Origin of the sequence: Pseudomonas mangiferae (assembly GCF_007109405.1) — a bacterium.
GTDB classification, from domain to species: domain Bacteria; phylum Pseudomonadota; class Gammaproteobacteria; order Pseudomonadales; family Pseudomonadaceae; genus Pseudomonas_T; species Pseudomonas_T mangiferae.
The window spans coordinates 130109-151277 of record NZ_VJOY01000007.1 but is presented as its reverse complement, the minus strand read 5'-3'; the positions used below and the strand labels follow the sequence as shown (position 1 = coordinate 151277).

The window sequence follows — 21169 nt, the reverse complement described above, 5'->3', positions numbered from 1 at the left end:
GCCACCTCTACCTCATTAGGAGTCGTTCGACATGCCGCATTTCTTTCGCCCCGCCACGCTTGCCCTGGCCCTGACCCTGGGTGCCGGCGGCGCCTGGGCGCAAGAGCCGCCCGCCTCCCTGGCGCCGCCGCCGGACGCCCCGCCGACGCCGAACCAGGGCCCGCTGCCGCTGGACGAGCTGCGCACCTTCGCCGAGGTGCTGGACCGGGTGAAGGCCGCCTACGTCGAACCGGTGGACGACAAGACCCTGCTGGAAAACGCCATCAAGGGCATGCTGAGCAACCTCGACCCCCACTCCGCCTACCTGGAGCCCAAGGACTTCGAGGAATTGCAGGAGAGCACCAGCGGCGAGTTCGGCGGCCTGGGCATCGAGGTGGGCCTGGAGGATGGCTTCGTCAAGGTGGTCTCGCCCATCGACGACACCCCGGCGTCCAAGGCCGGCATCCAGCCCGGCGACCTGATCGTGAAGATCGACGACCAGCCCACCAAGGGCCTGTCGATGATGGAGGCGGTGGACAAGATGCGCGGCAAGGCCGGCTCGAAGATCCGTCTGACCCTGGTGCGCGACGGCGGCAAGCCCTTCGACGTGGAACTGGCGCGGGCGGTGATCAAGGTCAAGAGCGTGCGCAGCCAGCTGCTGGAGAAAGGCTACGGCTACCTGCGCATCACCCAGTTCCAGGTGAACACCGGCGAGGAAGTCGGCAAGGCCCTGGCGGCCCTGCGCAAGGAGAACGGCGCGCGTCTGAGCGGGCTGGTCCTGGACCTGCGCAACAACCCGGGCGGCGTGCTGCAATCCGCGGTGGAGGTGGCCGACCACTTCCTCACCAAGGGCCTGATCGTCTACACCAAGGGCCGCATCGCCAACTCCGAGCTGCGCTTCAGCGCCGACCCGGCGGACGCCAGCGAGGGCGTGCCGCTGGTGGTGCTGATCAACGGCGGCAGCGCCTCGGCGGCGGAAATCGTCGCCGGCGCCCTGCAGGACCACAAGCGCGGCATCCTCATGGGCACCGACAGCTTCGGCAAGGGCTCGGTGCAGACCGTGCTGCCGCTGAACAACGACCGCGCCCTGAAGCTCACCACCGCCCTCTACTTCACCCCCAACGGCCGCTCCATCCAGGCCCAGGGTATCGTCCCGGACGTCCCGGTGAGCCGCGCCAAGGTGACCCGCGAACAGGAAGGCGAGGTCTTCAAGGAAGCCGACCTGGCCGGCCACCTGGGTAACGGCAACGGCGGCGCCGACCGTCCCAGCGGCAAGGCCGCGGCGCCGCAGAAGCCGCGCCCCCAGGACGACGACTTCCAGCTGAGCCAGGCCCTGAGCCTGCTCAAGGGGCTGAACGTCACCCGCGGCGGCAACTGAGTTTCGCCGGCACGAAAAAAAGCCCGGACCAGGTCCGGGCTTTTTTCTGTCCGTCCGCCGCCGGGCGTCAGAGGTAGTTCTTGGTGATGTCGTCGATGAAGCCTTCGGCGCGCATCTGGTCCAGGGCCTGCTGCAGGCGCTTGACCACCTCGTCCGGGGTCTCCTTGTTCAGGGCGAGATAAAGCTCCGCCTCGTTCAGCCGCAGCACGATGCGAAGGCCGCTGACGCCTTCCTGGCGCGCCATGTAGCGCCCCGCCGGGTCGTCGGTGGCCCACAGGTCGATCTGACCCCGCTCCAGCTTCTTGGCGTTCTCCTGGTCGCGCAGGGCGATGATCAGCGGCACGCCCTGACTCTCCAGGGACTGGGTGACCGCGTTGTTCTTGTAGGCACCGATCTTGTACTTGCCGGCGTCCTTGAGGTCCTTCACGGTGATGCCGCTGTTGGGCGCCGCCGCCAGCACCCAGGCGGTCTTGCCCAATGGGCCTACCCACTTGAAGGTGGCTTCCCGCTCCGGCGTGCGGGTGGTGGAGAACAGCCCGTAGTTGGGCTTTTCCTGGGTCAGCTTGTACAGGCGGTCCCAGGGGAAGCGCAGGGACAGGCTGTAGTCGATCTTGGCGCGCTTGAACATCTCTCGGACGATTTCCGCGCTGATGCCGTCGATGCCGTCGTCGCGGGCGAAGTTCTTGTCGTCCACGGCCATGTTGAAGGGCGGGAAATTCTCGGTCAGCAGGACCATCTTGTAGCCCGCCGGCAGCTCGGCCTGGGCGGCGCCGGCGACCAGCGCCAGGCACAACAGACTGCGTTTGAACGTCTTGAACATCGGTGGATACCGTCAGCGTGGATTGTGATTATTGTGGGCGGCCCGGGCGGGCCGCTCGACGCGGCAACAGTGTCCGCGGCCGCCGGGGCGGCCGCGCGGTCACAGGTAGTTATTCAGGATGTCGTCGACGAAGCCTTCGGCGCGCATCTTGTCCAGGGCGGCCTGGAGCTTCTGCACCACCTCGTCCGGCACGTCCTTGTTGAGGGCCAGGAACAGCTCGGCCTGGTTGAAGCGCAGCACGGTCTTCAGGCCGCTGACGCCTTCCTGCTTGGCCAGGTAGCGGCCGGCCGGGTCGCCGGTGGCCCACAGGTCGATCTGGCCCTTGTCCAGCTTCTTGGCGTTCTCCTGGTCCCGCAGGGCGGTGATGGGCTCGATGCCCTGCTCCGCCAGGGAGGCGGCGATGGCATCGCCCTTGTAGGCGCCGACCTTGTAGCGCTTGGCCTCGGCCAGGCTCTTCATGGGCTGGATCGGGCTGTCGCCCTTGGCCAGCAGGACCCAGTCGTCCGGGCCGATGGGGCCGACCCACTTGAACAGCGCCTCGCGCTCCGGCAGCCGCGCAGTGACGAACACGCCGTAGCCGGGTTTCTCCAGCGCCAGCTTGTAGATGCGGTCCCAGGGGAAGCGCAGGCTGAGGGTGTACTTGATGTCGGCGCGCTTGAACATCTCCTTGACGATATCGGTGGCGATGCCGTCGATATTGTCCTCGGGGGCGAAGTTCTTGCCGTTGATCGACATGTTGTAGGGCGGGAAATTCTCGGTCAGCAAGACGACCGTGTAGTTCGGGTCCACCTCGGCGCGGGCGCCGGCGGACAGCATCATCAGGAAGCCACAGAGAACCGACAGCAGGCGTTTGCACATAGCGATGTTTCTCCATTCACCACGGGGACGACGAGAGCATACCCAGCGCCGGCAGGACCGCCCAGCCCTTGCCGGCGAAAGGCCATCAATAGCTGGCGCGCACCTTCTCCAGGGCGCCTTCGGCGCGCAGGGCGTCGAGCGCCGTCTGCAACTTGCGCACCAGATCGTCGGGCGTGTCCTTGTTCAGGGCGAGGAACAGATCGGCGGTATGGAAACGGTGCACCACCTTGATGTCGGAAAGACCTTCCTGGCGCGCCATGTAGGAACCGCTGGGATCGGCGGTGACCCACAGGTCGATCTGGCCCTTCTCCAGCTTCTTCACGTTCTCGTTGTCCCGCAGCGAGGTCTCCACCGCCAGGCCGCGGTCGATCAGGTGCTGGCTGATCGCATCGCCCTTGTAGCCGCCGATGCGGTACTTGGCGGCGTCCTGCAGGCTGTTGACGCTGATGGGGGTGTCGGCGCGGCCTAGCAGCACCCAGTCGTTGCTGGCGATGGGCCCCACCCACTTGAACAGGGCTTCGCGCTCGGGAGTACGGGCGGCGGAGAACAGGCCGTAGCCCGTGTCCTTCAGAGCCTGCTGGTACACCCGGTCCCAGGGGAAGCGCAGGATCATCTGGCACTCGACCCCGGCCCGCTCGCAGACCAGGCGCAGGGTATCGGCGCTGATGCCCTTCACGGCATCGTCCTTGGCGAAGTTGCTGCCGTTGCTGCTCATGTTGAACGGCGCCAGGTTTTCGGTGAGCAGCACCAGGGATTCGGCGCGGGCGAGCGTGGCGCCGAGCGACATCAGGACAACGGCTAGGAGCCGGGCGATGGACATAGAAACTCCATTTCGGAAGAGACAGGACGGATGGGGCGCGCATGGCCGTCGTGGCATGACTGCGAATAAGGCCGGACGCAGGCCCAGTAGTTTAACGGAGCGCCAGCCGCCTGGCTGTCGAGTTTCAACCGCCTTCGGGCAGAATCGCGACCTGCCGACGAAGTTGCACACCGGTTCGCATCCCGTCAGCGGTAGGCACTGCGGATGCGCTCCGCCTCGCCGTCCCGGTCCATCTGGTCCAGGGCGCCCTGCAGGCGCTGCACCAGGGCGTCCGGGGTGTCCTTGTTCAGGGCCAGGTACATCTCCACGCTCTTGAAGCGCAGCACCGTCTTCAGGCCGGTGACGCCGGCCTGGCGGGCGAGGTAGAGCCCTGCCGGGTCGCTGGTGGCCCACAGGTCGATCTGCCCGCGCTCCAGCTTGGTGACGTTCTCCTGGTCGCGCAGGGTGTTGCTGGTGGGCACCCCCTGGGTCTGCAGGTATTCGCTCACCGCATCGTTCTTGTAGCCGCCGACCCGGTAGGCCGCGGCCTCCTTGAGGTCCTTGACCGCGATCGGGCTGTCGGGCCGGGCCAGCAGCACCCATTCGTTCTTCACCAACGGGCCGACCCACTTGAACAGCGCCTCGCGCTCCGGGGTGCGGGTGGTGGAGAACAACCCGTAGTAGGGTTTTTCCAGGGTCAGCTTGTAGATGCGGTCCCAGGGGAAGCGCAGGCTGAGGTTGTAGCGGACGCCGGCGCGCTTGAACATCTCCCGCACCAGTTCGGTGCTGATGCCCGACACGTCGGGATCGCGGGCGAAGTTCTTGCCGCCCTGGGCCATGTTGAACGGCGGGAAGTTCTCGGTCAGCAGGGTCACCGGCTGAACATCGCCGGCGTCGGCCGCCCAGGCGGTGGAATTGATCAGGAACGCGCAGAGCAGCAGAACGAGGGATACGCAGCGTGTCTTCGGCATGGCGAGCGCCCGCAACGAGTGGTCGGAAGCGTCCCTGCTCCGGCGGGCATTCGCCCGCGATCACCCTCCCTGGCGGCGGATCGCAGACCCGCCGGAACGGCCCATGAGCCGCTCCCAACCATTGCCCAGCAATTCATATGCCATCGCCCGGCACCCGAACGGCGCGCAGGGCATGCACCGTTTCAGCGCACCACGATGCCTCGTTCGGCCAGGTATGCCTTGGCCTGGGGCACGGTGTATTCGCCGAAGTGGAAGATGCTCGCGGCGAGCACGGCGTCCGCCTTGCCTTCGAGGATGCCGGCCGCCAGGTGCTCAAGGGTGCCGACGCCGCCGGAGGCGATCACCGGAATGCCCACCGCTTCGCTGATGGCGCGGGTCACGCCCAGGTCGAAGCCGTTCTTCATGCCGTCCTGGTCCATGCTGGTGAGCAGGATCTCGCCGGCGCCCAGGTCTTCCATCCGGCGCGCCCAATCCACCGCGTCCAGGCCGGTGGGCTTGCGCCCGCCATGGGTGAAAATTTCCCACCGCGGCGTTACGCCGGGGCCGCTGACCCGCTTCGCGTCGATGGCCACCACGATGCACTGGGACCCGAAGCGGGCGGCGGCCTCGCCGACGAACTCCGGGTTGAACACCGCGGCGGTGTTGATGGACACCTTGTCGGCCCCGGCGTTGAGCAGGTTGCGGATGTCCTGCACGGTGCGCACGCCGCCGCCCACGGTGAGCGGGATGAACACCTGGCTGGCCATGCGCTCCACGGTGTGCAGGGTAGTGTCGCGACCGTCGACGCTGGCGGTGATGTCGAGGAAGGTGATCTCGTCGGCACCCTGCTCGTCGTAGCGCCGGGCGATCTCCACCGGGTCGCCGGCGTCGCGGATGTTCTCGAACTGGACGCCCTTCACCACGCGGCCATTGTCCACGTCGAGGCAGGGGATGATGCGTTTGGCCAGTGCCATGTCAATGCTCTCACGTAGGGTGGGCAACGCATCGCGCGCCCACCAGGGCCGGGGAAGCCGCCCTGCGGTCTTCCCACTGGCCCGGCTCCGAAAAGGACGGCAGGCGCCGTCACTCCACCTTGTCTTTCAGGTCGCAGAGGGCCTGGGCCTCGGCCACGTCCAGGGTGCCCTCGTAGATCGCCCGGCCGGTGATGGCGCCAATGATGCCCGGCGCGTTGGCGTCCAGCAGCGCCTGGACGTCGCCCAGGTTGTGAATGCCGCCGGACGCGATCACCGGGATCCGCGTGGCCTGCGCCAGGGCCGCGGTGGCCTCGACGTTACAGCCCTGCATCATCCCGTCCTTGGCGATGTCGGTGTAGACGATGGCGGACACCCCGTCGGCCTCGAAGCGCCGCGCCAGGTCGATCACCTGTACCTGGCTGACCTCGGCCCAGCCGTCGGTGGCGACGAAGCCGTCCTTGGCGTCCAGGCCGACGATCACCTTGCCGGGGAAGGCCCGGCAGGCCTCGCCGACGAATTCCGGGCGCTTCACCGCCTGGGTGCCGATGATCACGTAGGCGACCCCGGCCCGCACGTAGTGCTCGATGGTCTCCAGGCTGCGGATGCCGCCACCGATCTGGATCGGCAGGTCGGGGTAGCGGTGGGCAATGGCGGTGACCACCTCGCCGTTCACCGGCTGGCCCTCGAAAGCGCCGTTGAGGTCCACCAGGTGCAGGCGCCGGCAGCCGGCGTCCACCCAGCGGGCGGCCATGCTCACCGGATCGTCGGAAAACACCGTGGAGTCGTCCATGCGGCCCTGGCGCAGGCGCACGCAGGCGCCGTCCTTCAAGTCGATAGCGGGAATGATCAGCATGTCTGTTCCTTCGCAGGCGCAACGGGCGCGGAACCGGCGCAAGGGGCGGCGGCCCGCGGCCCGGCGGGGGTCGTCAGGGTTTCTCGAGGGCCCAGAGGTCGCTCTCGATGCTTTCGAAGCGCTCCCGGAGGTGCGTCTGCACGTCGAGGATCGCCTTGTTGTAGTAGTGCGGCGCCAGCTCTCTGGCGAACAGCTCCAGCAGTTCCTGGGCCTCGAACGAGCCCAGGGACACCTCGAACCGGTCTTCCAGCACGCGCTGGATGAGGGTGACCGCCGCCTGCTCCTGGGCCGCGTCCAGTTGCAGGATCGGCGCCTTCGCCCGGCCGCGGCTCATGGCTTACCAGCGCCCATCCCAGGCGACGAAGTTCTGCAGCAGTTGCAGCCCGCAGGTGTGGCTCTTCTCCGGGTGGAACTGCACGGCGAAGCGCGAGCCGTCGGCCAGGGCCGCGGCGAAGTCGACGCCGTAGTGACCGCGCCCCGCCACCTGCCGCGGGTTGCCCGCCTCGATGTAGTAGCTGTGCACGAAGTAGAAGCGGGCGCGGTCGGGAATGGCGTGCCAGAGGGGATGGTCGAGGCTGTGCTGCACCTCGTTCCAGCCCATGTGGGGCACCTTGAGCAGCTCGCCGTCTTCCCGCAGGCCCTTGCCGAAGAAGCGCACCTGACCGGGGAACAGGCCGATGCAGTCGACCCCGGCGTTCTCCTCGCTGCGCTCCAGCAGGGCCTGCATGCCCACGCAGATGCCGAGGAACGGGCGGTCCTGGCTGACCTCGCGGACCAGTTGGTCGAAGCCCAGGCGGCGGATCTCCGCCATGCAGTCGCGGATCGCGCCGACCCCGGGGAACACCACCCGGTCGGCCTCGCGGATCACCGCGGCGTCGCTGGTCACCAGGACCCGGCCGGCACCCACGTGCTCCAGGGCCTTGGCTACGGAGTGCAGGTTGCCCATGCCGTAGTCGATGACGGCCACCGTCTGCATCACAGGCACCCCTTGGTGGACGGCATCTGCCCGGCCATGCGCTCGTCCGGCTCGATGGCCATGCGCAGGGCGCGGCCGAAGGCCTTGAAGACCGTCTCGATCTGGTGATGGGTGTTGTGCCCGCGCAGGTTGTCGATGTGCAGGGTCACCTGGGCATGGTTGACGAAGCCCTGGAAGAACTCCATGAACAGGTCCACGTCGAAGCCGCCGACGCTGGCGCGAGTGTAGGGCACGTGCATGTGCAGGCCGGGGCGGCCGGAGAAATCGATCACCACCCGCGACAGCGCCTCGTCCAGGGGCACGTAGGCATGGCCGTAGCGGCGGATGCCTTTCTTGTCGCCGATGGCCTGGGCGAAGGCCTGGCCCAGGGTGATGCCGACGTCCTCGACGGTGTGGTGGTCGTCGATGTGCAGGTCGCCCTTGCAGTGGATGTCCAGGTCGATCAGGCCGTGGCGGGCGATCTGGTCGAGCATGTGCTCGAGAAAGGGCACGCCGATGTCGAAGCGTGCCTGACCGGTGCCATCCAGGTTGATCGAAGCCTTGATCCGGGTTTCCAGGGTATTGCGCTCGACGGACGCCGTACGTTCGGCCATCAGCAACTCCGCGAAATCAGGGGGCGAAAGGGCCGGCATTATAGGCCGATAATCGCGAAACCTTGAAGCTGCCCGCCCGCCCCCGCGACGGAGCGCCAGAGCCGCCGCGCCCGGCCCGCCAGGGAACCGCCCGCCGGCGTGCCCCTCCAAGGCTTGCCCTGACCGGCAGACCGCGCGGGTTATACTCGCGGCCATCCACCGAAGACCTCAAAGGACGCGTCATGAAAGCGCTCGGCAAAATCCTGGGCCTGTTATTCCTCGGACTGTTGCTGATCCTCGTGGCTCTCGGCTTCGCCCTGACTCACCTGTTCGATCCCAACGACTACAAGGACGACATCCGGCGCCTGGCCCACGACAAGGCCAACCTCGACCTGACCCTCAACGGCGAGATCGGCTGGAGCCTGTTCCCCTGGCTCGGCCTGGAGCTGCACGACACCACGGTGGCCAGCGCCAGCAGCCCGCAGAAGCCGTTCGCCGACGTGCGCATGCTGGGGCTTTCGGTGCGGGTGATGCCGCTGCTGCGCAAGCAGGTGCAGATGAGCGACATCCGCGTCGAGGGGCTCAACCTCACCCTGCAGCGCGACGAGCAGGGCCACGGCAACTGGGAGGGCATCGGCCGCCAGGTGCCGCCGCCCGGAACGCCCGTCCCGCCCGCCGGCGATGCCCCCGAGGCGCCGCCCGCCCCGCCGGCGGAACCCGAGCAGCCGGCACGACCGCTGAAGCTGGACATCGACAGCCTGACCGTCAACGACGCCCGCCTCGACTACCACGACGCCGCCAGCGGCCAGCAGTACAGCCTGGAAAGCGCGCAGCTGAGCACTAGGGCGATCCGCGAGGGCGCCAGCATCCCCCTCAAATTCACCGGCTTCTTCGGCACCAACCAGCCGGTGCTGCGGGCCAAGACCGAACTCACCGGCAACCTGCGCTTCGACCGGGTGCTCAAGCGCTACCAGCTGGAGGATGCCAAGTTCGGCGGCGAGGCGTCCGGCGAGCCGCTGGCCGGCAAGACCGTTACCTTCTCCGCCCAGGGCCAGCTGCTGTTGGACCAGGCGGCCCAGGTGGCCGAATGGAACGGCTTGAAGCTCTCCGCCAACCAGTTGCGCCTGCTGGGCGAGTTGAAGGTGCGCGACCTGGACAAGGCGCCCAAGCTGGAGGGCGGGCTGTCCATCGCGCCGCTGGAGCTGCGGGCCTTCCTCGACGGCATCGGCGTCCAGCTGCCGCCCATGGCCGATCCCAAGACCCTCGCCAGCCTGGAGTTCTCCAGCCGCCTGAGCGGCACGCCCAACAGCCTGGTGCTGGACGACCTCAAGCTGAAGCTGGACGACAGCCGCTTCAGCGGCCGCGTCGCCTCGCCCGACCTCGCCCGCCAGGCCCTGCGCGTGCAGCTCAAGGGCGACCGGCTGGACCTGGACCGCTACCTGCCGCCCCAGGACAAGGCCGCCGAGGGCGCAAGCGCCGCGCGCCAGAACCAGGTACAGGCCAGCGTCGCCGAGGCCGGCGCCGCCGGCACCACGCCGCTGCCCGACGCGCCCTCCCAGCAGGCCTGGAGCGAAACGCCGCTGCTGCCCCTGGAGCGTCTGCGCAAGCTGGACCTGGAGGCGGACCTGGGCGTCGGTCAACTGACCGTACAGCGCCTGCCCCTGGAAGGCGCCGCCCTCGCCCTGGACGCCAAGGCCGGCCTGCTGACCCTCAAGACGCTGCGCGCCGACCTGTGGAACGGCAACGTTGACATCAAGGGCGCCCTGGATGCCCGCACCGACATGCCGACCCTGAGCGTGCAGCCGCGACTCGCCGGCGTGCCGGTGGAGAAACTGCTGAAGACCCAGCAGCCGAAGCCGCCGGTGAAGGGCCAACTGTCCCTGAACGGCGACTTCCAGACCCGCGGCAACAGCGAGAAGGCCTGGATCGACGCCCTCGACGGTACCGCCAGCTTCGCCCTGGACAAGGGCATGCTGCCCGACGCCAACCTGGAGCAGCAGCTCTGCCAGGGCATCGCCACCCTCAACCGCAAGCCCCTGAGCGGCGAGCCCCGCGGCCGTGACACCCCCTTCGACGAACTCAAGGGCACCCTCACCGTGCGCAACGGCGTGGCCACCAATCCCGACCTCAAGGTGCGCATCCCCGGCCTGACGGTGAACGGCGAGGGCGACCTGGACCTGCGGGTGCTGGGCATGGACTACCGCGTCGGCGTGATCATCGAGGGCGACCAGCACGCCATGCCCGACCCGGCCTGCCAGGTGAACAAACGCTACGTCGGCCTGGAATGGCCGCTGCGCTGCCGCGGCCCGCTGGAGCTGGGCGCCAAGGCGTGCCGGCTGGACAAGGAGGGCCTGGGCAAGGTCGCCGCCAAGGTGGCCGGCGACAAGCTCAACGAGAAGATCGAGGAGAAGCTCGGCGACAAGGTGAGCCCGGAACTCAAGGACGCGCTCAAGGGCCTGTTCAAGCGATGAGCCCCGAGCAGTTCTCCAGCGCCGTCCTCGACTGGTACGACCGCCACGGGCGCAAGGACCTGCCCTGGCAGCAGGCCGTCACCCCCTACCGGGTGTGGGTGTCCGAGGTGATGCTGCAGCAGACCCAGGTGGCCACCGTGCTCGGCTACTTCGACCGCTTCATGCAGGCGCTGCCCACCGTGGAGGCCCTGGCGGCCGCGCCGGAGGACGAAGTGCTGCACCTGTGGACCGGGCTCGGCTACTACAGCCGCGCGCGCAACCTGCAGAAGGCGGCGAAGGAGGTGGTGGAGCGCTTCGGCGGCGAATTCCCGCGGGACGTGGACCGGCTCGCCGAGCTGCCCGGCATCGGCCGCTCCACCGCCGGCGCCATCGCCAGCCTGGGCATGGGCCTGCGCGCACCGATCCTCGACGGCAACGTCAAGCGGGTCCTGGCCCGCTACGTGGCCCAGGAGGGCTACCCGGGGGAACCCAAGGTAGCCCGCCAGCTGTGGGCCATCGCCGAACGCCTGACGCCGACGCAGCGGGTCGCCCACTACACCCAGGCGATGATGGACCTTGGCGCCACCCTCTGCACCCGCAGCCGGCCGCTGTGCCTGCTGTGCCCGGTGCAGGCCGGCTGCCGCGCCCACCTGCTGGGCCGCGAGACCGAATACCCGTGGCCGAAGCCGCGCAAGGAATTGCCGCAGAAACGCACGCTGATGCCCCTGCTGGTGCGGGAAGACGGCACCGTGCTGCTCTACAGGCGCCCGTCCACCGGCCTCTGGGGCGGCCTCTGGAGTCTGCCGGAGCTGGACGGCCAGGAGGCGCTGGACGCCCTCGCCCAGCGCCACGGCCTGGCCTTGGGCGAACGCCGCGCGCTACCCGGCCTGGTGCACACCTTCAGCCATTTCCAGCTGGCCATCGAGCCCTGGCTGGTGCGGGTCGAGGGCGAGGCGCCCGCCGTGGTCGAGGCCGACTGGCTCTGGTATAACCTCGCCACCCCGCCGCGCCTGGGCCTCGCAGCCCCGGTGAAGAAACTGCTCAAGCGCGCGGAAGCCGAATTGACGGTACAGCCGGCCTGAACGCCGGCGATGCCCGTGACACCGCAGGAGAACCCCCATGAGCCGCACCGTCCACTGCCGCAAGTACCACGAAGACCTGCCGGGCCTCGACCGCCCGCCCTACCCGGGCGCCAAGGGCGAGGACATCTACGCCAACGTGTCGAAGAAGGCTTGGGACGAGTGGCAGGCGCACCAGACCATGCTGATCAACGAGCGCCGGCTGAACATGATGAACGCCGAGGATCGCAAGTTCCTCCAGGCCGAGATGGACAAGTTCCTGTCTGGCGAGGCCTACGCCCAGGCCGACGGCTATGTCCCGCCCAGCGCGTAAACGTCCGTAAAGCCTGAAAATTTTTTCGCGTCCGGCTTGACACCCCCTCGCGAAATCCGTTTAATGCGCCCCGTTGCCCAGGTAGCTCAGTTGGTAGAGCAGGGGATTGAAAATCCCCGTGTCGGCGGTTCGATTCCGTCCCTGGGCACCAAGACATAGTCCACCCAGGTGGATACGAAGAACCGGCCCAAGGGCCGGTTTTTTTATGCCTGGTGTTTTCCCACGGTCATATCCCTCGCAAGGGATGTGCAGACTCCCAAGCACCTTCGGCCACGCGGGGCCCCGTGCTGTGCCCTCGGTCGAACTCGACAACCGGGACGTGGGTGAAGCAAGACGTGAGCAGATCCATCGCATCTTTGATTCGCAGGTATCACACCCCATGCGCCCTTCTGTTTGTACCGCCACACGGGCGAATTTCATTTGATCGCACGGGCGCCGACCGCTCGCTGCGGGCATCTCCAGAAGGGCCGGCTCGACCTTCCCTGTGGTGGGCGACATCGTCATTATCCAAGGCATTCCTGGCCACGAGGACAGGCATAGGGGCGATGTTCAACGGGCGTATCGGGGTAGCTGACTCAAGCAGCTGCACGGCTTCTACCCGACCCCGCTTACGGGGCAAGGACCGGATTCGCCCTCTACCGATCGCTCAAACAGAACAATTGAAAAGGACGGTTCGACCCCCATGCCCAAGCGAATTCCCTCTTTTGCGCTCCTGCTCGCGTTGCTGCTCGGCCCCGGTTCGACCTTCGCCGGCCCGGCGGAACCCGAGACAAGGGCCGTGGCGTTTTATCGTTGGTACTTGAAATCGCTGGAGTCCAATCAGGAACCTGGCAGGGACCGGAAAACCCTGTCGGCCTATGTCTCGGCCTCACGGTTCAAGGCGCTCAGGAAAGACATGCGCATGGATGACGCGGGATCGGACTATTTCCTGAAGGCCCAGGACTATCTCGAAGATTGGCCAGGCAATATCGCATCGACCCCCGCCAAGCAGGACGGCGATGTGGCCACGCTTTCCATTACTTTGGGTACCACCCCCGAGAGCCAACACCGTCTGTCCGTCCAGATGCGCCATGAAACGGACGGCTGGAAGATTCAACGTGTGCAACGCCTCTGTGCGGACAACGCCGAAACGCAGGACGACCCCTGCGTTGCCCAGCCCGATTAGCCCTTCGTCGCTCAATCCCGCGTTGGCATCCCCCGGATCGCCGGCGGGGGCGGCGGTGGCGGCTCCTTCGGAGGTGGCGGCGGGCGGTGGTGCCACATCGGGGCGGAGGGCCAGGCCGGCGGGTAGTAGGGCAGGTCCGGGGAGCGGATGTAGGACGAATCCCGGGGCGGCGGCAGGGGCGGCGGGGCGACCGAACGGGGTGGCGCGACTACTACCGGAGCCGGTGCCTGGATCGGCGCAGGGGGCGGAGGCTCGGCCATGAGCACTGGCGCGCCGCTGCCCCGGGGCGCTTCGTTGACCACCTCGAGCTGGCGCTCCAGCCGGTAGCCGCCGGGGCAGACCTTCTGGGTGAAGGTGACGTTGCCGGTGGCATCGACGCACTTGAGCACGCTGGCGGCCTGGAGGGGTCCCGCCAGCAGCAAGGCGAGGGGGCACAACCAACGGGCGTCCATGTGTATCGCTCCTGACACGGAAGGAAGGGCCAGTCTCGGCGTCCTCTTCCAGCCTTGCAATGGGCCGCGCCGCGCCCCTTCGCCAATGGCGCTACCCGTCTACCGAGCGGCTTCCCGGATGTCCCTGACTCGCAAGCCGCCACGCCGCGCCACAGCCGGCCCTTCCATCACCCGAACCGGGCGAACACGGCTGCCTAAGCTAATTCCAAATAAGTATTTATTTCAGAATTTTTAGATCGTTTAGCTTCTCCTCACCGGACCACCGGATCGCAGTCTCGTTTTCCTTTTCCGTGGTCCGGTCACGCTCCGTTGCCGGCACGACTGTCCGGCGAGGAGCCCGTCATGATCCCGTTCGCATTCCCCCGCCGCCTGCTGGCGGCCCTGTCCCTGGCCGTGCTGGGCGGTGTCGCCCAGGCCGCCGACATCACCATCGGCTACCAGACCGGCATCGACCCCACCAAGGTGCCCCAGGCGGACGGCGCCTACGAGAAGGCCATCGGCCAGCCGCTGGACTGGCGCCGCTTCAACAGCGGGCCGGAGGTGCTCACCGCCATCGCCTCGGGCGACGTGCAGATCGGCAACCTCGGCTCCAGCCCCCTGGCCGCGGCGGCATCCCGGGGCCTGCCCCTCGTCGCCTTCATCGTCTCCGCGCAGATCCATTCGGCCGAAGCGCTAGTGGTGCGCACCGGCAGCGGCATCGACAAACCCGAGGACCTGCGCGGCAAGACCCTCGCCACGCCGTTCGTCTCCACCTCCCACTACAGCCTGCTGGGCGCCCTCAAGCACTGGGGCATCGCGCCCGGCCAGGTGAAGGTGGTGAACCTCAACCCGGCGGAGATCGCCGCCGCCTGGAAGCGTGGCGACATCGACGGCGCGTTCGTCTGGTCGCCGGCCCTGGGCGAGATCCAGAAGACCGGCAAGGTGCTCACCGATGCCGCCGAGGTGGGCCAGTGGGGCGCGCCGACCTTCGAGGTCTGGGTGGCGCGCAAGGATTTCGCCGAGCAGCATCCCGAGGTGGTGGCGCAGTTCGCCAAGGTCAGCCTGCAGGCCTTCGCCGACTACAACGCCAACCCCTCGGCCTGGGGCGAAGGCTCCGAGAACGCCGCGAAGATCGCCCGGCTGACCGGCTCCGACGTCAAGGACGTGCCGGCCCTGCTGGCCGGCTCGGCCTTCCCGGAAGCCGCCGCGCAGAAGCCGCTGCTGGACGGCGAGACCGCCCGCGACATCGCCGCAACCGCCGCCTTCCTCAAGGAACAAGGCAAGGTGGACAGCGTCCGCGACGACTATTCCGCCTACGTCAGCAGCCGGTTCCTGCCGCGCTGAGCGGCGACCGGCGAGGAGCGCAGCACATGGCCCTTCTGCAACTGCATCGGGTGAGCGCCACCTACCCCGGCCAGCAGGAACCGGTCCTGGCGGACCTCTCGTTCGACCTGGGGCCGGGCCAGCTGCTGGTGGCTCTGGGGCCGTCGGGCAGCGGCAAGACCACCCTGCTCAACCTGATCGCCGGCTTCGTCGCCCCCAGCGCCGGGCGCATCAGCCTCGATGGCGCGACGGTGGAGGGGCCGTCCGCCGAGCGCGGCGTGGTGTTCCAGGACGACGCCCTGCTGCCCTGGCAGGACGTGCTGGACAACGTCGCTTTCGGTCTGCAGCTGGCCGGGGTGCCGCGCCTGCAGCGGGAGGCCCGGGCCCGTGAGCTGCTGGCCCTGGTGGGGCTCGCCGATTTCGCCACGCGCCGCGTCTGGCAGCTCTCCGGTGGCCAGAAGCAGCGGGTCGGCATCGCCCGTGCCCTGGCCGCCGACCCGCGCCTGCTGTTGCTGGACGAACCGTTCGGCGCCCTCGACGCCTTCACCCGCGAGCAGATGCAGGCGCTGCTCCTGCAGGTCTGGCAGCGCGCCGCCAAGCCGGTGTTCCTGATCACCCACGACATCGAGGAAGCGGTCTTCCTCGCCACCGACCTGATCCTCCTGGCGCCCGCGCCCGGGCGCATCGTCGAGCGCCTGAGCCTGGACTTCGGCCGCCGCCACGGCGCCGGCGAGAGCGTCCGGTCGATCAAGTCCGACCCGCTGTTCATCGAGGCCCGCGAGCACGTGCTGGCGCGGGTCTTCGCCGAACGCCAGCAGAGGAGCCCGGCATGAGCCTCGACGCCACCCTGACCACGCCCGCCCTCGCCGAAACCACCCGCCGGCGTACCCGGCGCCCCGCCAGCCTCGGCCTGCTGGGGGCCGCCACCCTCGGCACCCTGCTGCTGGTCTGGTGGGCAGTCACCGCCCTCGGCCTGATCGAGCCGCTGTTCCTGCCGTCGCCCGGCGCCGTGCTGGGCAAGCTCTGGCAACTGAGCCGCGAGGGCTACCTGGACGCCAGCCTCTGGCAGCACATCGGCGCCAGCCTCGGCCGCATCGCCCTGGGCCTGCTGGCGGCGCTGGCGACGGCGATCCCGGTGGGCCTGGCCATCGGCCGCAACCGCATCGCCCGGGGTGTCCTCGATCCGCTGATCGAGTTCTACCGGCCGATCCCGCCGCTGGCCTACCTGCCGCTGATCGTCATCTGGTGCGGCATTGGCGAGCTGTCCAAGGTGCTGCTGATCTACCTGGCGATCTTCGCCCCCATCGCCATCGCCACCGCCAACGGGGTGCGCAACGTCGACCCGGCACGCCTGCGGGCGGCCCAGTCCCTGGGCGCCCGGCGCACCCAGCTGCTGCGCCACGTGATCCTGCCCAGCGCCCTGCCGGATATCCTCACCGGCATCCGTATCGGCCTGGGGGTCGGCTGGTCGACCCTGGTGGCCGCCGAGCTGGTGGCCGCCACCCGCGGCCTGGGCTTCATGGTGCAGTCGGCGGCGCAGTTCCTGGTCACCGACGTGGTGGTGCTGGGCATTCTGATCATCGCCCTGGTGGCCTTCGCCCTCGAACTCGGCCTGCGCGCCCTGCAGCGCCGGCTGGTGCCCTGGCACGGCCAGGGCCAGTAACCCTCCGACCCCGCGGCCCCCTTCAGGACTCCCGACATGACCCTGCAGATCACGCCCCTGACCCCTGCCCTCGGCGCCCTCGTCGAGGGTGTGGACCTGACCCGCATCCTGGCGGACACGCAGTACCAGGCGCTGGAGCGCGCCCTGCTGGATCACCAGGTGCTGTTCTTCCGCGACCAGCCCCTCACCCCGGAGCAGCAGGCACGCTTCGCCCGGCGCTTCGGCGACCTGCACGTGCACCCAATCTACCCCCACGTGGCGGAGCAGCCGGAAATCCTGGTGCTGGACACCGCGGTCACCGACGTGCGCGACAACGCCATCTGGCACACCGACGTGACCTTCCTGGAAACCCCGGCCCTGGGCGCGGTGCTCAGCGCCCGGGAGGTGCCGGATCACGGCGGGGATACCCTGTGGGCCAGCAGCAGCGCCGCCTACGAGGCCCTTTCGGCACCGCTGCGGGCGATGCTGGACGGCCTCACCGCGATCCACGACCTGACCCGCTCGTTTCCCCGCGAGCGCTTCGGCAACACCCCGGAGGCCCTGGCCCGCTACGAGCAGGCGCAACGGGACCACCCGCCCCGGGCCCACCCGGTGGTGCGCACCCACCCGGTCACCGGGCGCAAGGGGCTGTTCGTCAACGACGGTTTCACCACCCGCATCGAGCAGCTGTCGGCGGCGGAGAGCGACGCCCTGCTGCGCTTCCTCTTCGCCCACGCCAGCCGCCCGGAATTCACCGTGCGCTGGCGCTGGCGGGCCCACGACCTGGCCTTCTGGGACAACCGCATCACCCAGCACTACGCGGTGGACGACTACCGCCCGCACCGGCGGGTCATGCACCGCGCCACCATCCTCGGCGACGTACCGGCCTGAGAACCGGCGCCTTCGGGCGAACACCGCGAGACCCGCGCGCCGGTCGCCGTGACCGGCGCTTTCCTGCAAGCGCCCCGGCAGGACGCGCTGCCCGGCCCTTGCTGGACGCGATGGCCCCTTTCACCCCACCCCCCTCTGACGGCCTGGCTGTGGCGTCATGCCACGGACCGGGCGCGGGCCTCGGTCAGGATGCGGCTTCGGCACAGGTTCGCGTCCATATCGCGGAAGTCGACGTCGCCTGCGTGGATATCCAGACCGCGCGGCGGCCGCTATGCTCGCGTGCTCGAAACGGCGTCCGCCGTCCCCCGTGCCATCCGCATCCCGCCGATCGCATCACCCGTCCACCGATCCTGCCGGCCGCCCCGCCTCGCCGCAGGTGCTGCACCGCAAGGAGAGCCCCCATGCTGAACGCTGTACCCGCCGAACGAAGTCTTGCCGAGCTGACCCTGCGCGGGTTGATCCTCGGCGCGCTGATCACCGTGGTCTTCACCGCGTCCAACGTCTACCTGGGCCTCAAGGTCGGCCTGACCTTCGCCTCGTCGATCCCCGCCGCGGTGATCTCCATGGCGGTGCTGCGCTACTTCTCCGGCTCCAACATCCTCGAGAACAACATGGTGCAAACCCAGGCCTCGGCGGCCGGCACCCTGTCGTCGATCATCTTCATCCTCCCGGGCCTGCTGCTGATCGGCTACTGGGCCGGCTTCCCGTTCTGGCAGACCGCCGCGATCTGCGCCATCGGCGGCATCCTCGGCGTGCTCTACACCATCCCGCTGCGCCGGGTCATGGTGGTGCAGAGCGCCCTGCCCTACCCCGAAGGCGTCGCCGCGGCGGAAATCCTCCGGGTCGGCAGCGGCGAGGACGGCGCGCCGGCCACCACGGGCAACGGCCCGGGCATGCGCGACATCGTCACCGGCGGGGTGATCGCCGCCGCGTTCAGCCTCTGCAGCAGCGGCTTCCGGGTGCTCAGCGAGAGTATCAGCCTGTGGGTCAACGCCGGCCAGGCGGCCTTCCGCTTCAGCACCGGCTTCTCCCTGGCCCTGGTGGGCGCCGGCTACATGATGGGCATCACCGCCGGCGTCGCGATCCTGGTCGGCGTGCTGATCTGCTGGGGCGTGGCGGTGCCGCTGCTGACCGTCAACAGCACCCTGCAGGACGGCCAGTCCCTCAGCGCCCTGGCCACCTCGCTGTGGAGCAGCCAGGTGCGCTTCCTCGGCGCCGGCACCATCGGCGTCGCCGCCCTGTGGACCCTGGCCACGCTGTTCAAGCCCATGGTGGAAGGGGTGTGGATTTCCCTGCGGGCGGTGCGCGGCGACAGCCCGGCCAGCGAGCTGCGCACCGAGCGCGACCTGCCGGCCAAGGCCATCCTCGGCATCGCCGGCCTGCTGCTGCTGGCGCTGTTCGGCGTGTTCGCCCAGTTCCTCCACAGCGCCGCGCCGGACCTGTCCGGCTTCGCCTTCTGGGGCCTGGTGGGCGGCTGCGTGGTGTTCGCCTTCATCTTCGGCTTCCTGATCGCCGCCGCCTGCGGCTACATGGCCGGCCTGGTGGGTTCGTCCAGCAGCCCGATCTCCGGCATCGGCATCATCGCGGTGATCCTGGTCTCCCTGCTGATCCTCGCCATGGGCAGCGTGGAGGGTGAGTTCCTGCAGCGTACCGGTGGCAAGCTGGCCATCGCCCTGGCGCTGTTCACCACCGCGGTGGTGCTGGCCATCGCGGCCATCTCCAACGACAACCTGCAGGACTTGAAGACCGGCTACCTGGTGGGCGCCACTCCCTGGCGCCAGCAGGTGGCGCTGATCGTCGGCTGCCTGGTGGGCGCCCTGGTAATCCCGCCGGTGCTCGACCTGCTGTACAACGCCTATGGCTTCGTCGGCGCCCTGCCCCGGCCCGGCATGGACCCGCAGCAGGCCCTGGCGGCGCCCCAGGCGACCCTGATGACCGCCATCGCCAGCGGCATTTTCCGCGACGCCCTGAACTGGAACATGATCCTCATCGGCGTGGTGCTGGGGATCGCGCTGATCCTGGTGGACGTGATGCTGCGTCGTACCGGCAAGGCCAGCCTGCCGGTGCTGGCCGTGGGCCTGGGCATCTACCTGCCGCCCACCATCGGCATGACCCTGGTGGTGGGCGCGCTGCTGTCCTGGCTGGTGGAGAACCGCCTCAAGCGGCGCGCCGCGGCGGCAGGCGCCGACTTCGACGCCTATGCCGAGGAACCGCGCCGGCGCGGCGTGCTGCTGGCCTCGGGGCTGATCGTCGGCGAGAGCCTGATGGGCATCCTGCTGGCGGCGCTGATCGGCACCACCGGCAAGGACGCTCCGCTGGCCCTGGTGGGCGCGGGCTTCGAGGGCACCGCCGAGTGGCTGGGGCTGATCGTCTTCGTGCTGATCTGCGTGGCGTTCAACGCCTACGTGCGCGACCGCCGCACCTGAGGCAGGCGCCCCGCCCCTGACGAAAACGGCCGCTGATGCGGCCGTTTTCCTGTGCGGCACCGCTGCTCGGGTCAGAGGCGATCCAGGGCCTGGCGGAAGTCGGCGACGATGTCTTCGGCGTCCTCGATGCCCATCGACACGCGGATGGTCCCGTCGTGGATGTCCAGCTCGGCCAGGGCCTCGGCCGACAGGGCACGGTGCGAGGTCTTGCCCGGGTGGGTGATGCTGCTGGCGACCCCCGCCAGGGACGGCGCGAAGGCGGTGCGCTGCAGGCCCTGGATCAGCCGGTCCACCTGTTCCAGGCCGCCGCGCAGGGTGAAGCTGAGCATGCCCGAAGCGCCCTTCGGGAACAGCCGGCCCGCCAGGGCGTGGTCCGGGTGGGAGGTGAGCCCCGGGTAGTGCACCCGCGCCACCTGCGGATGGGCCTCCAGCGCCTCGGCCAGGACCTGGGCATTGGCCGAATGGGCCTTCATGCGCAGGGCCAGGGTCTTCGCGCCGCGGAAGGTCAGCCAGGCCTCGAAGGGGCTGGCGCTGCCGCCGGCGTTGATCTGGAAGCGCCGCGCCTGGGCGATCCACTCGGCATCCCCCACCAGGATGCCACCGGTGGCGTCGCTGTGGCCGTTGAGGTACTTGGTGGTGCTGTGCAGCACCAGGTCGGCGCCATCCGCCAGGGGCTGGTACAGGGCTGGCGAGAGAAAGGTATTGTCCACCATCAGCTTCAGGCCGCGGCGCCGGGCCAGGGCCGCCAGCGCCGGCACGTCGCTGACCCGCACCAGCGGGTTGGAGGCGGTCTCGGTGTAGATCAGCCGGGTGGCCGGGGTGATGGCGGCCTCCACCGCCGCCAGGTCGCCGATGTCCACCAGGGTGGCGCCGATGCCGAAGCGGCTCAGCTCCTTCTCGATCAGGCTCTGGGTGGTGCCATACAGCTCGCGGCTGGCGATCAGATGGTCGCCGGCGCCCAGTCGGCCCATCAGCGCCGCGCTCACCGAGGCCATCCCGGACGCCGAGAACAGGGCCGCCTCGCCCCCTTCCAGGTCGCGAATCAACGCCTCCAGAGCCGCCGTGTTGGGGTTGCCCAGGCGGGTGTACATGTAGTTGTCCGGGTTGCCGGCGAGAAAGTCGTCCACCTGGGCCAGGGACTCGTAGACAAACACCGAGGTCTCGTAGATCGGCAGGCTCTTGGCCCGGGTGACCATCCGCTGATCGATGGCGTTGCCGCTGTGCACGGCGCGGGTGGAAACGCCGGGTTTGGAATCGGACATGGGGTACTCCTGGAAGGCCGCTTCGTCA

The 21169-nt window shown here is 68.9% G+C and carries 21 protein-coding genes and 1 tRNA gene; 11 read left to right on the top strand and 11 right to left on the bottom strand.

Annotated elements, in window-relative coordinates:
- Positions 1-31: 31 nt before the first annotated feature.
- Positions 32-1357 (top strand): S41 family peptidase, encoded by a 1326-nt coding sequence (locus tag FM069_RS11580; RefSeq protein WP_143488466.1) that lies wholly within the window; start codon positions 32-34, stop codon positions 1355-1357.
- 67 nt (positions 1358-1424) lie between these two features.
- On the opposite strand, the gene FM069_RS11575 is transcribed toward FM069_RS11580, so the two are convergent.
- The 9 genes from FM069_RS11575 to hisB all read right to left on the bottom strand — a co-directional run bounded on the left by FM069_RS11575 (position 1425) and on the right by hisB (position 8180).
- On the bottom strand, positions 1425-2177 hold the full coding sequence (locus tag FM069_RS11575; RefSeq protein WP_143488465.1) for a substrate-binding periplasmic protein: 753 nt from the start codon (positions 2175-2177) through the stop codon (positions 1425-1427).
- Positions 2178-2276: 99 nt separating this feature from the next.
- On the bottom strand, positions 2277-3035 hold the full coding sequence (locus tag FM069_RS11570) for a substrate-binding periplasmic protein (protein ID WP_143488464.1): 759 nt from the start codon (positions 3033-3035) through the stop codon (positions 2277-2279).
- 85 nt (positions 3036-3120) lie between these two features.
- Positions 3121-3855, bottom strand: coding sequence for a substrate-binding periplasmic protein (locus FM069_RS11565; RefSeq protein ID WP_143488463.1), 735 nt, complete (start codon positions 3853-3855; stop codon positions 3121-3123).
- A gap of 185 nt (positions 3856-4040) precedes the next feature.
- Positions 4041-4805: a substrate-binding periplasmic protein gene (locus tag FM069_RS11560; protein ID WP_143488462.1), complete on the bottom strand. Its 765-nt coding sequence runs from the start codon at positions 4803-4805 to the stop codon at positions 4041-4043.
- 182 nt (positions 4806-4987) lie between these two features.
- Positions 4988-5758 (bottom strand): imidazole glycerol phosphate synthase subunit HisF, encoded by a 771-nt coding sequence (gene hisF / locus FM069_RS11555; RefSeq protein WP_143488461.1) that lies wholly within the window; start codon positions 5756-5758, stop codon positions 4988-4990.
- 109 nt (positions 5759-5867) lie between these two features.
- Positions 5868-6611, bottom strand: a complete 744-nt coding sequence (hisA, locus tag FM069_RS11550; protein WP_143488460.1) for a 1-(5-phosphoribosyl)-5-[(5-phosphoribosylamino)methylideneamino]imidazole-4-carboxamide isomerase — start codon at positions 6609-6611, stop codon at positions 5868-5870.
- A 73-nt stretch (positions 6612-6684) separates the two neighbouring features.
- Positions 6685-6945: a DUF2164 domain-containing protein gene (locus FM069_RS11545; RefSeq protein ID WP_143488459.1), complete on the bottom strand. Its 261-nt coding sequence runs from the start codon at positions 6943-6945 to the stop codon at positions 6685-6687.
- A gap of 3 nt (positions 6946-6948) precedes the next feature.
- Positions 6949-7587 carry an imidazole glycerol phosphate synthase subunit HisH gene (gene hisH / locus FM069_RS11540; RefSeq protein ID WP_143488458.1) on the bottom strand — a complete coding sequence of 213 codons (639 nt, stop codon included), beginning with the start codon at positions 7585-7587 and terminating at the stop codon, positions 6949-6951.
- On the bottom strand, positions 7587-8180 hold the full coding sequence (hisB, locus tag FM069_RS11535) for an imidazoleglycerol-phosphate dehydratase HisB (RefSeq protein ID WP_143488457.1): 594 nt from the start codon (positions 8178-8180) through the stop codon (positions 7587-7589). Before hisB ends, hisH begins: the two co-directional genes overlap by 1 nt.
- Positions 8181-8401: 221 nt before the next feature.
- Here hisB and FM069_RS11530 point away from each other — a divergent pair, with 221 nt between their 5' ends.
- The 5 genes from FM069_RS11530 (at position 8402) to FM069_RS11510 (ending at position 13166) form a co-directional block, all read left to right on the top strand.
- Positions 8402-10630 carry an AsmA family protein gene (locus tag FM069_RS11530; protein WP_143488456.1) on the top strand — a complete coding sequence of 743 codons (2229 nt, stop codon included), beginning with the start codon at positions 8402-8404 and terminating at the stop codon, positions 10628-10630.
- Positions 10627-11691: an A/G-specific adenine glycosylase gene (gene mutY, locus FM069_RS11525; RefSeq protein ID WP_143488455.1), complete on the top strand. Its 1065-nt coding sequence runs from the start codon at positions 10627-10629 to the stop codon at positions 11689-11691. The genes FM069_RS11530 and mutY overlap by 4 nt, the downstream gene beginning before the upstream one ends.
- 37 nt (positions 11692-11728) lie before the next feature.
- Entirely contained in the window at positions 11729-12001 is a 273-nt protein-coding gene (locus tag FM069_RS11520; RefSeq protein ID WP_143488454.1) for an oxidative damage protection protein, read from the top strand.
- 75 nt (positions 12002-12076) lie between these two features.
- Positions 12077-12152, top strand: a tRNA-Phe gene (locus FM069_RS11515).
- A gap of 531 nt (positions 12153-12683) precedes the next feature.
- Positions 12684-13166: a DUF3828 domain-containing protein gene (locus FM069_RS11510; protein WP_143488453.1), complete on the top strand. Its 483-nt coding sequence runs from the start codon at positions 12684-12686 to the stop codon at positions 13164-13166.
- Positions 13167-13177: 11 nt separating this feature from the next.
- Here the strand turns inward: FM069_RS11510 and FM069_RS11505 are convergent, their stop codons facing one another.
- Complete coding sequence (locus FM069_RS11505) at positions 13178-13618, bottom strand: hypothetical protein (RefSeq protein WP_143488452.1); 441 nt, start codon at positions 13616-13618, stop codon at positions 13178-13180.
- 342 nt (positions 13619-13960) lie between these two features.
- Between FM069_RS11505 and tauA the strand changes: the two genes are divergently transcribed.
- From tauA to FM069_RS11480, 5 genes are all read left to right on the top strand, one after another.
- A complete protein-coding gene (tauA, locus tag FM069_RS11500; protein ID WP_143488451.1) occupies positions 13961-14941 on the top strand; it encodes a taurine ABC transporter substrate-binding protein in 981 nt (326 codons plus the stop codon).
- 26 nt (positions 14942-14967) lie between these two features.
- Positions 14968-15753: a taurine ABC transporter ATP-binding subunit gene (gene tauB, locus FM069_RS11495; protein WP_143488450.1), complete on the top strand. Its 786-nt coding sequence runs from the start codon at positions 14968-14970 to the stop codon at positions 15751-15753.
- Positions 15750-16583: a taurine ABC transporter permease TauC gene (tauC, locus tag FM069_RS11490; protein ID WP_143488449.1), complete on the top strand. Its 834-nt coding sequence runs from the start codon at positions 15750-15752 to the stop codon at positions 16581-16583. The genes tauB and tauC overlap by 4 nt, the downstream gene beginning before the upstream one ends.
- A 36-nt stretch (positions 16584-16619) precedes the next feature.
- Positions 16620-17453, top strand: a complete 834-nt coding sequence (gene tauD / locus FM069_RS11485; RefSeq protein WP_143488448.1) for a taurine dioxygenase — start codon at positions 16620-16622, stop codon at positions 17451-17453.
- Positions 17454-17854: 401 nt separating this feature from the next.
- Positions 17855-19879 carry an OPT family oligopeptide transporter gene (locus FM069_RS11480; protein WP_143488447.1) on the top strand — a complete coding sequence of 675 codons (2025 nt, stop codon included), beginning with the start codon at positions 17855-17857 and terminating at the stop codon, positions 19877-19879.
- Positions 19880-19950: 71 nt separating this feature from the next.
- Here the strand turns inward: FM069_RS11480 and FM069_RS11475 are convergent, their stop codons facing one another.
- Entirely contained in the window at positions 19951-21141 is a 1191-nt protein-coding gene (locus tag FM069_RS11475; protein ID WP_143488446.1) for a trans-sulfuration enzyme family protein, read from the bottom strand.
- Positions 21142-21169 lie beyond the last annotated feature (28 nt).

What these genes read in the sequence shown, in the direction of transcription:
- hisH (WP_143488458.1), bottom strand. Translation starts at nt 7,587, where the DNA reads ATGCAGACGGTGGCCGTCATCGACTACGGCATGGGCAACCTGCACTCC.
- hisF (WP_143488461.1), bottom strand. Translation starts at nt 5,758, where the DNA reads ATGGCACTGGCCAAACGCATCATCCCCTGCCTCGACGTGGACAATGGC.
- FM069_RS11560 (WP_143488462.1), bottom strand. Translation starts at nt 4,805, where the DNA reads ATGCCGAAGACACGCTGCGTATCCCTCGTTCTGCTGCTCTGCGCGTTC.
- FM069_RS11520 (WP_143488454.1), top strand. Translation starts at nt 11,729, where the DNA reads ATGAGCCGCACCGTCCACTGCCGCAAGTACCACGAAGACCTGCCGGGC.
- hisB (WP_143488457.1), bottom strand. Translation starts at nt 8,180, where the DNA reads ATGGCCGAACGTACGGCGTCCGTCGAGCGCAATACCCTGGAAACCCGG.
- hisA (WP_143488460.1), bottom strand. Translation starts at nt 6,611, where the DNA reads ATGCTGATCATTCCCGCTATCGACTTGAAGGACGGCGCCTGCGTGCGC.
- FM069_RS11510 (WP_143488453.1), top strand. Translation starts at nt 12,684, where the DNA reads ATGCCCAAGCGAATTCCCTCTTTTGCGCTCCTGCTCGCGTTGCTGCTC.
- FM069_RS11505 (WP_143488452.1), bottom strand. Translation starts at nt 13,618, where the DNA reads ATGGACGCCCGTTGGTTGTGCCCCCTCGCCTTGCTGCTGGCGGGACCC.
- FM069_RS11530 (WP_143488456.1), top strand. Translation starts at nt 8,402, where the DNA reads ATGAAAGCGCTCGGCAAAATCCTGGGCCTGTTATTCCTCGGACTGTTG.
- tauC (WP_143488449.1), top strand. Translation starts at nt 15,750, where the DNA reads ATGAGCCTCGACGCCACCCTGACCACGCCCGCCCTCGCCGAAACCACC.
- FM069_RS11475 (WP_143488446.1), bottom strand. Translation starts at nt 21,141, where the DNA reads ATGTCCGATTCCAAACCCGGCGTTTCCACCCGCGCCGTGCACAGCGGC.
- tauA (WP_143488451.1), top strand. Translation starts at nt 13,961, where the DNA reads ATGATCCCGTTCGCATTCCCCCGCCGCCTGCTGGCGGCCCTGTCCCTG.
- FM069_RS11570 (WP_143488464.1), bottom strand. Translation starts at nt 3,035, where the DNA reads ATGTGCAAACGCCTGCTGTCGGTTCTCTGTGGCTTCCTGATGATGCTG.
- FM069_RS11580 (WP_143488466.1), top strand. Translation starts at nt 32, where the DNA reads ATGCCGCATTTCTTTCGCCCCGCCACGCTTGCCCTGGCCCTGACCCTG.
- tauD (WP_143488448.1), top strand. Translation starts at nt 16,620, where the DNA reads ATGACCCTGCAGATCACGCCCCTGACCCCTGCCCTCGGCGCCCTCGTC.
- tauB (WP_143488450.1), top strand. Translation starts at nt 14,968, where the DNA reads ATGGCCCTTCTGCAACTGCATCGGGTGAGCGCCACCTACCCCGGCCAG.
- mutY (WP_143488455.1), top strand. Translation starts at nt 10,627, where the DNA reads ATGAGCCCCGAGCAGTTCTCCAGCGCCGTCCTCGACTGGTACGACCGC.
- FM069_RS11565 (WP_143488463.1), bottom strand. Translation starts at nt 3,855, where the DNA reads ATGTCCATCGCCCGGCTCCTAGCCGTTGTCCTGATGTCGCTCGGCGCC.
- FM069_RS11545 (WP_143488459.1), bottom strand. Translation starts at nt 6,945, where the DNA reads ATGAGCCGCGGCCGGGCGAAGGCGCCGATCCTGCAACTGGACGCGGCC.
- FM069_RS11575 (WP_143488465.1), bottom strand. Translation starts at nt 2,177, where the DNA reads ATGTTCAAGACGTTCAAACGCAGTCTGTTGTGCCTGGCGCTGGTCGCC.
- FM069_RS11480 (WP_143488447.1), top strand. Translation starts at nt 17,855, where the DNA reads ATGCTGAACGCTGTACCCGCCGAACGAAGTCTTGCCGAGCTGACCCTG.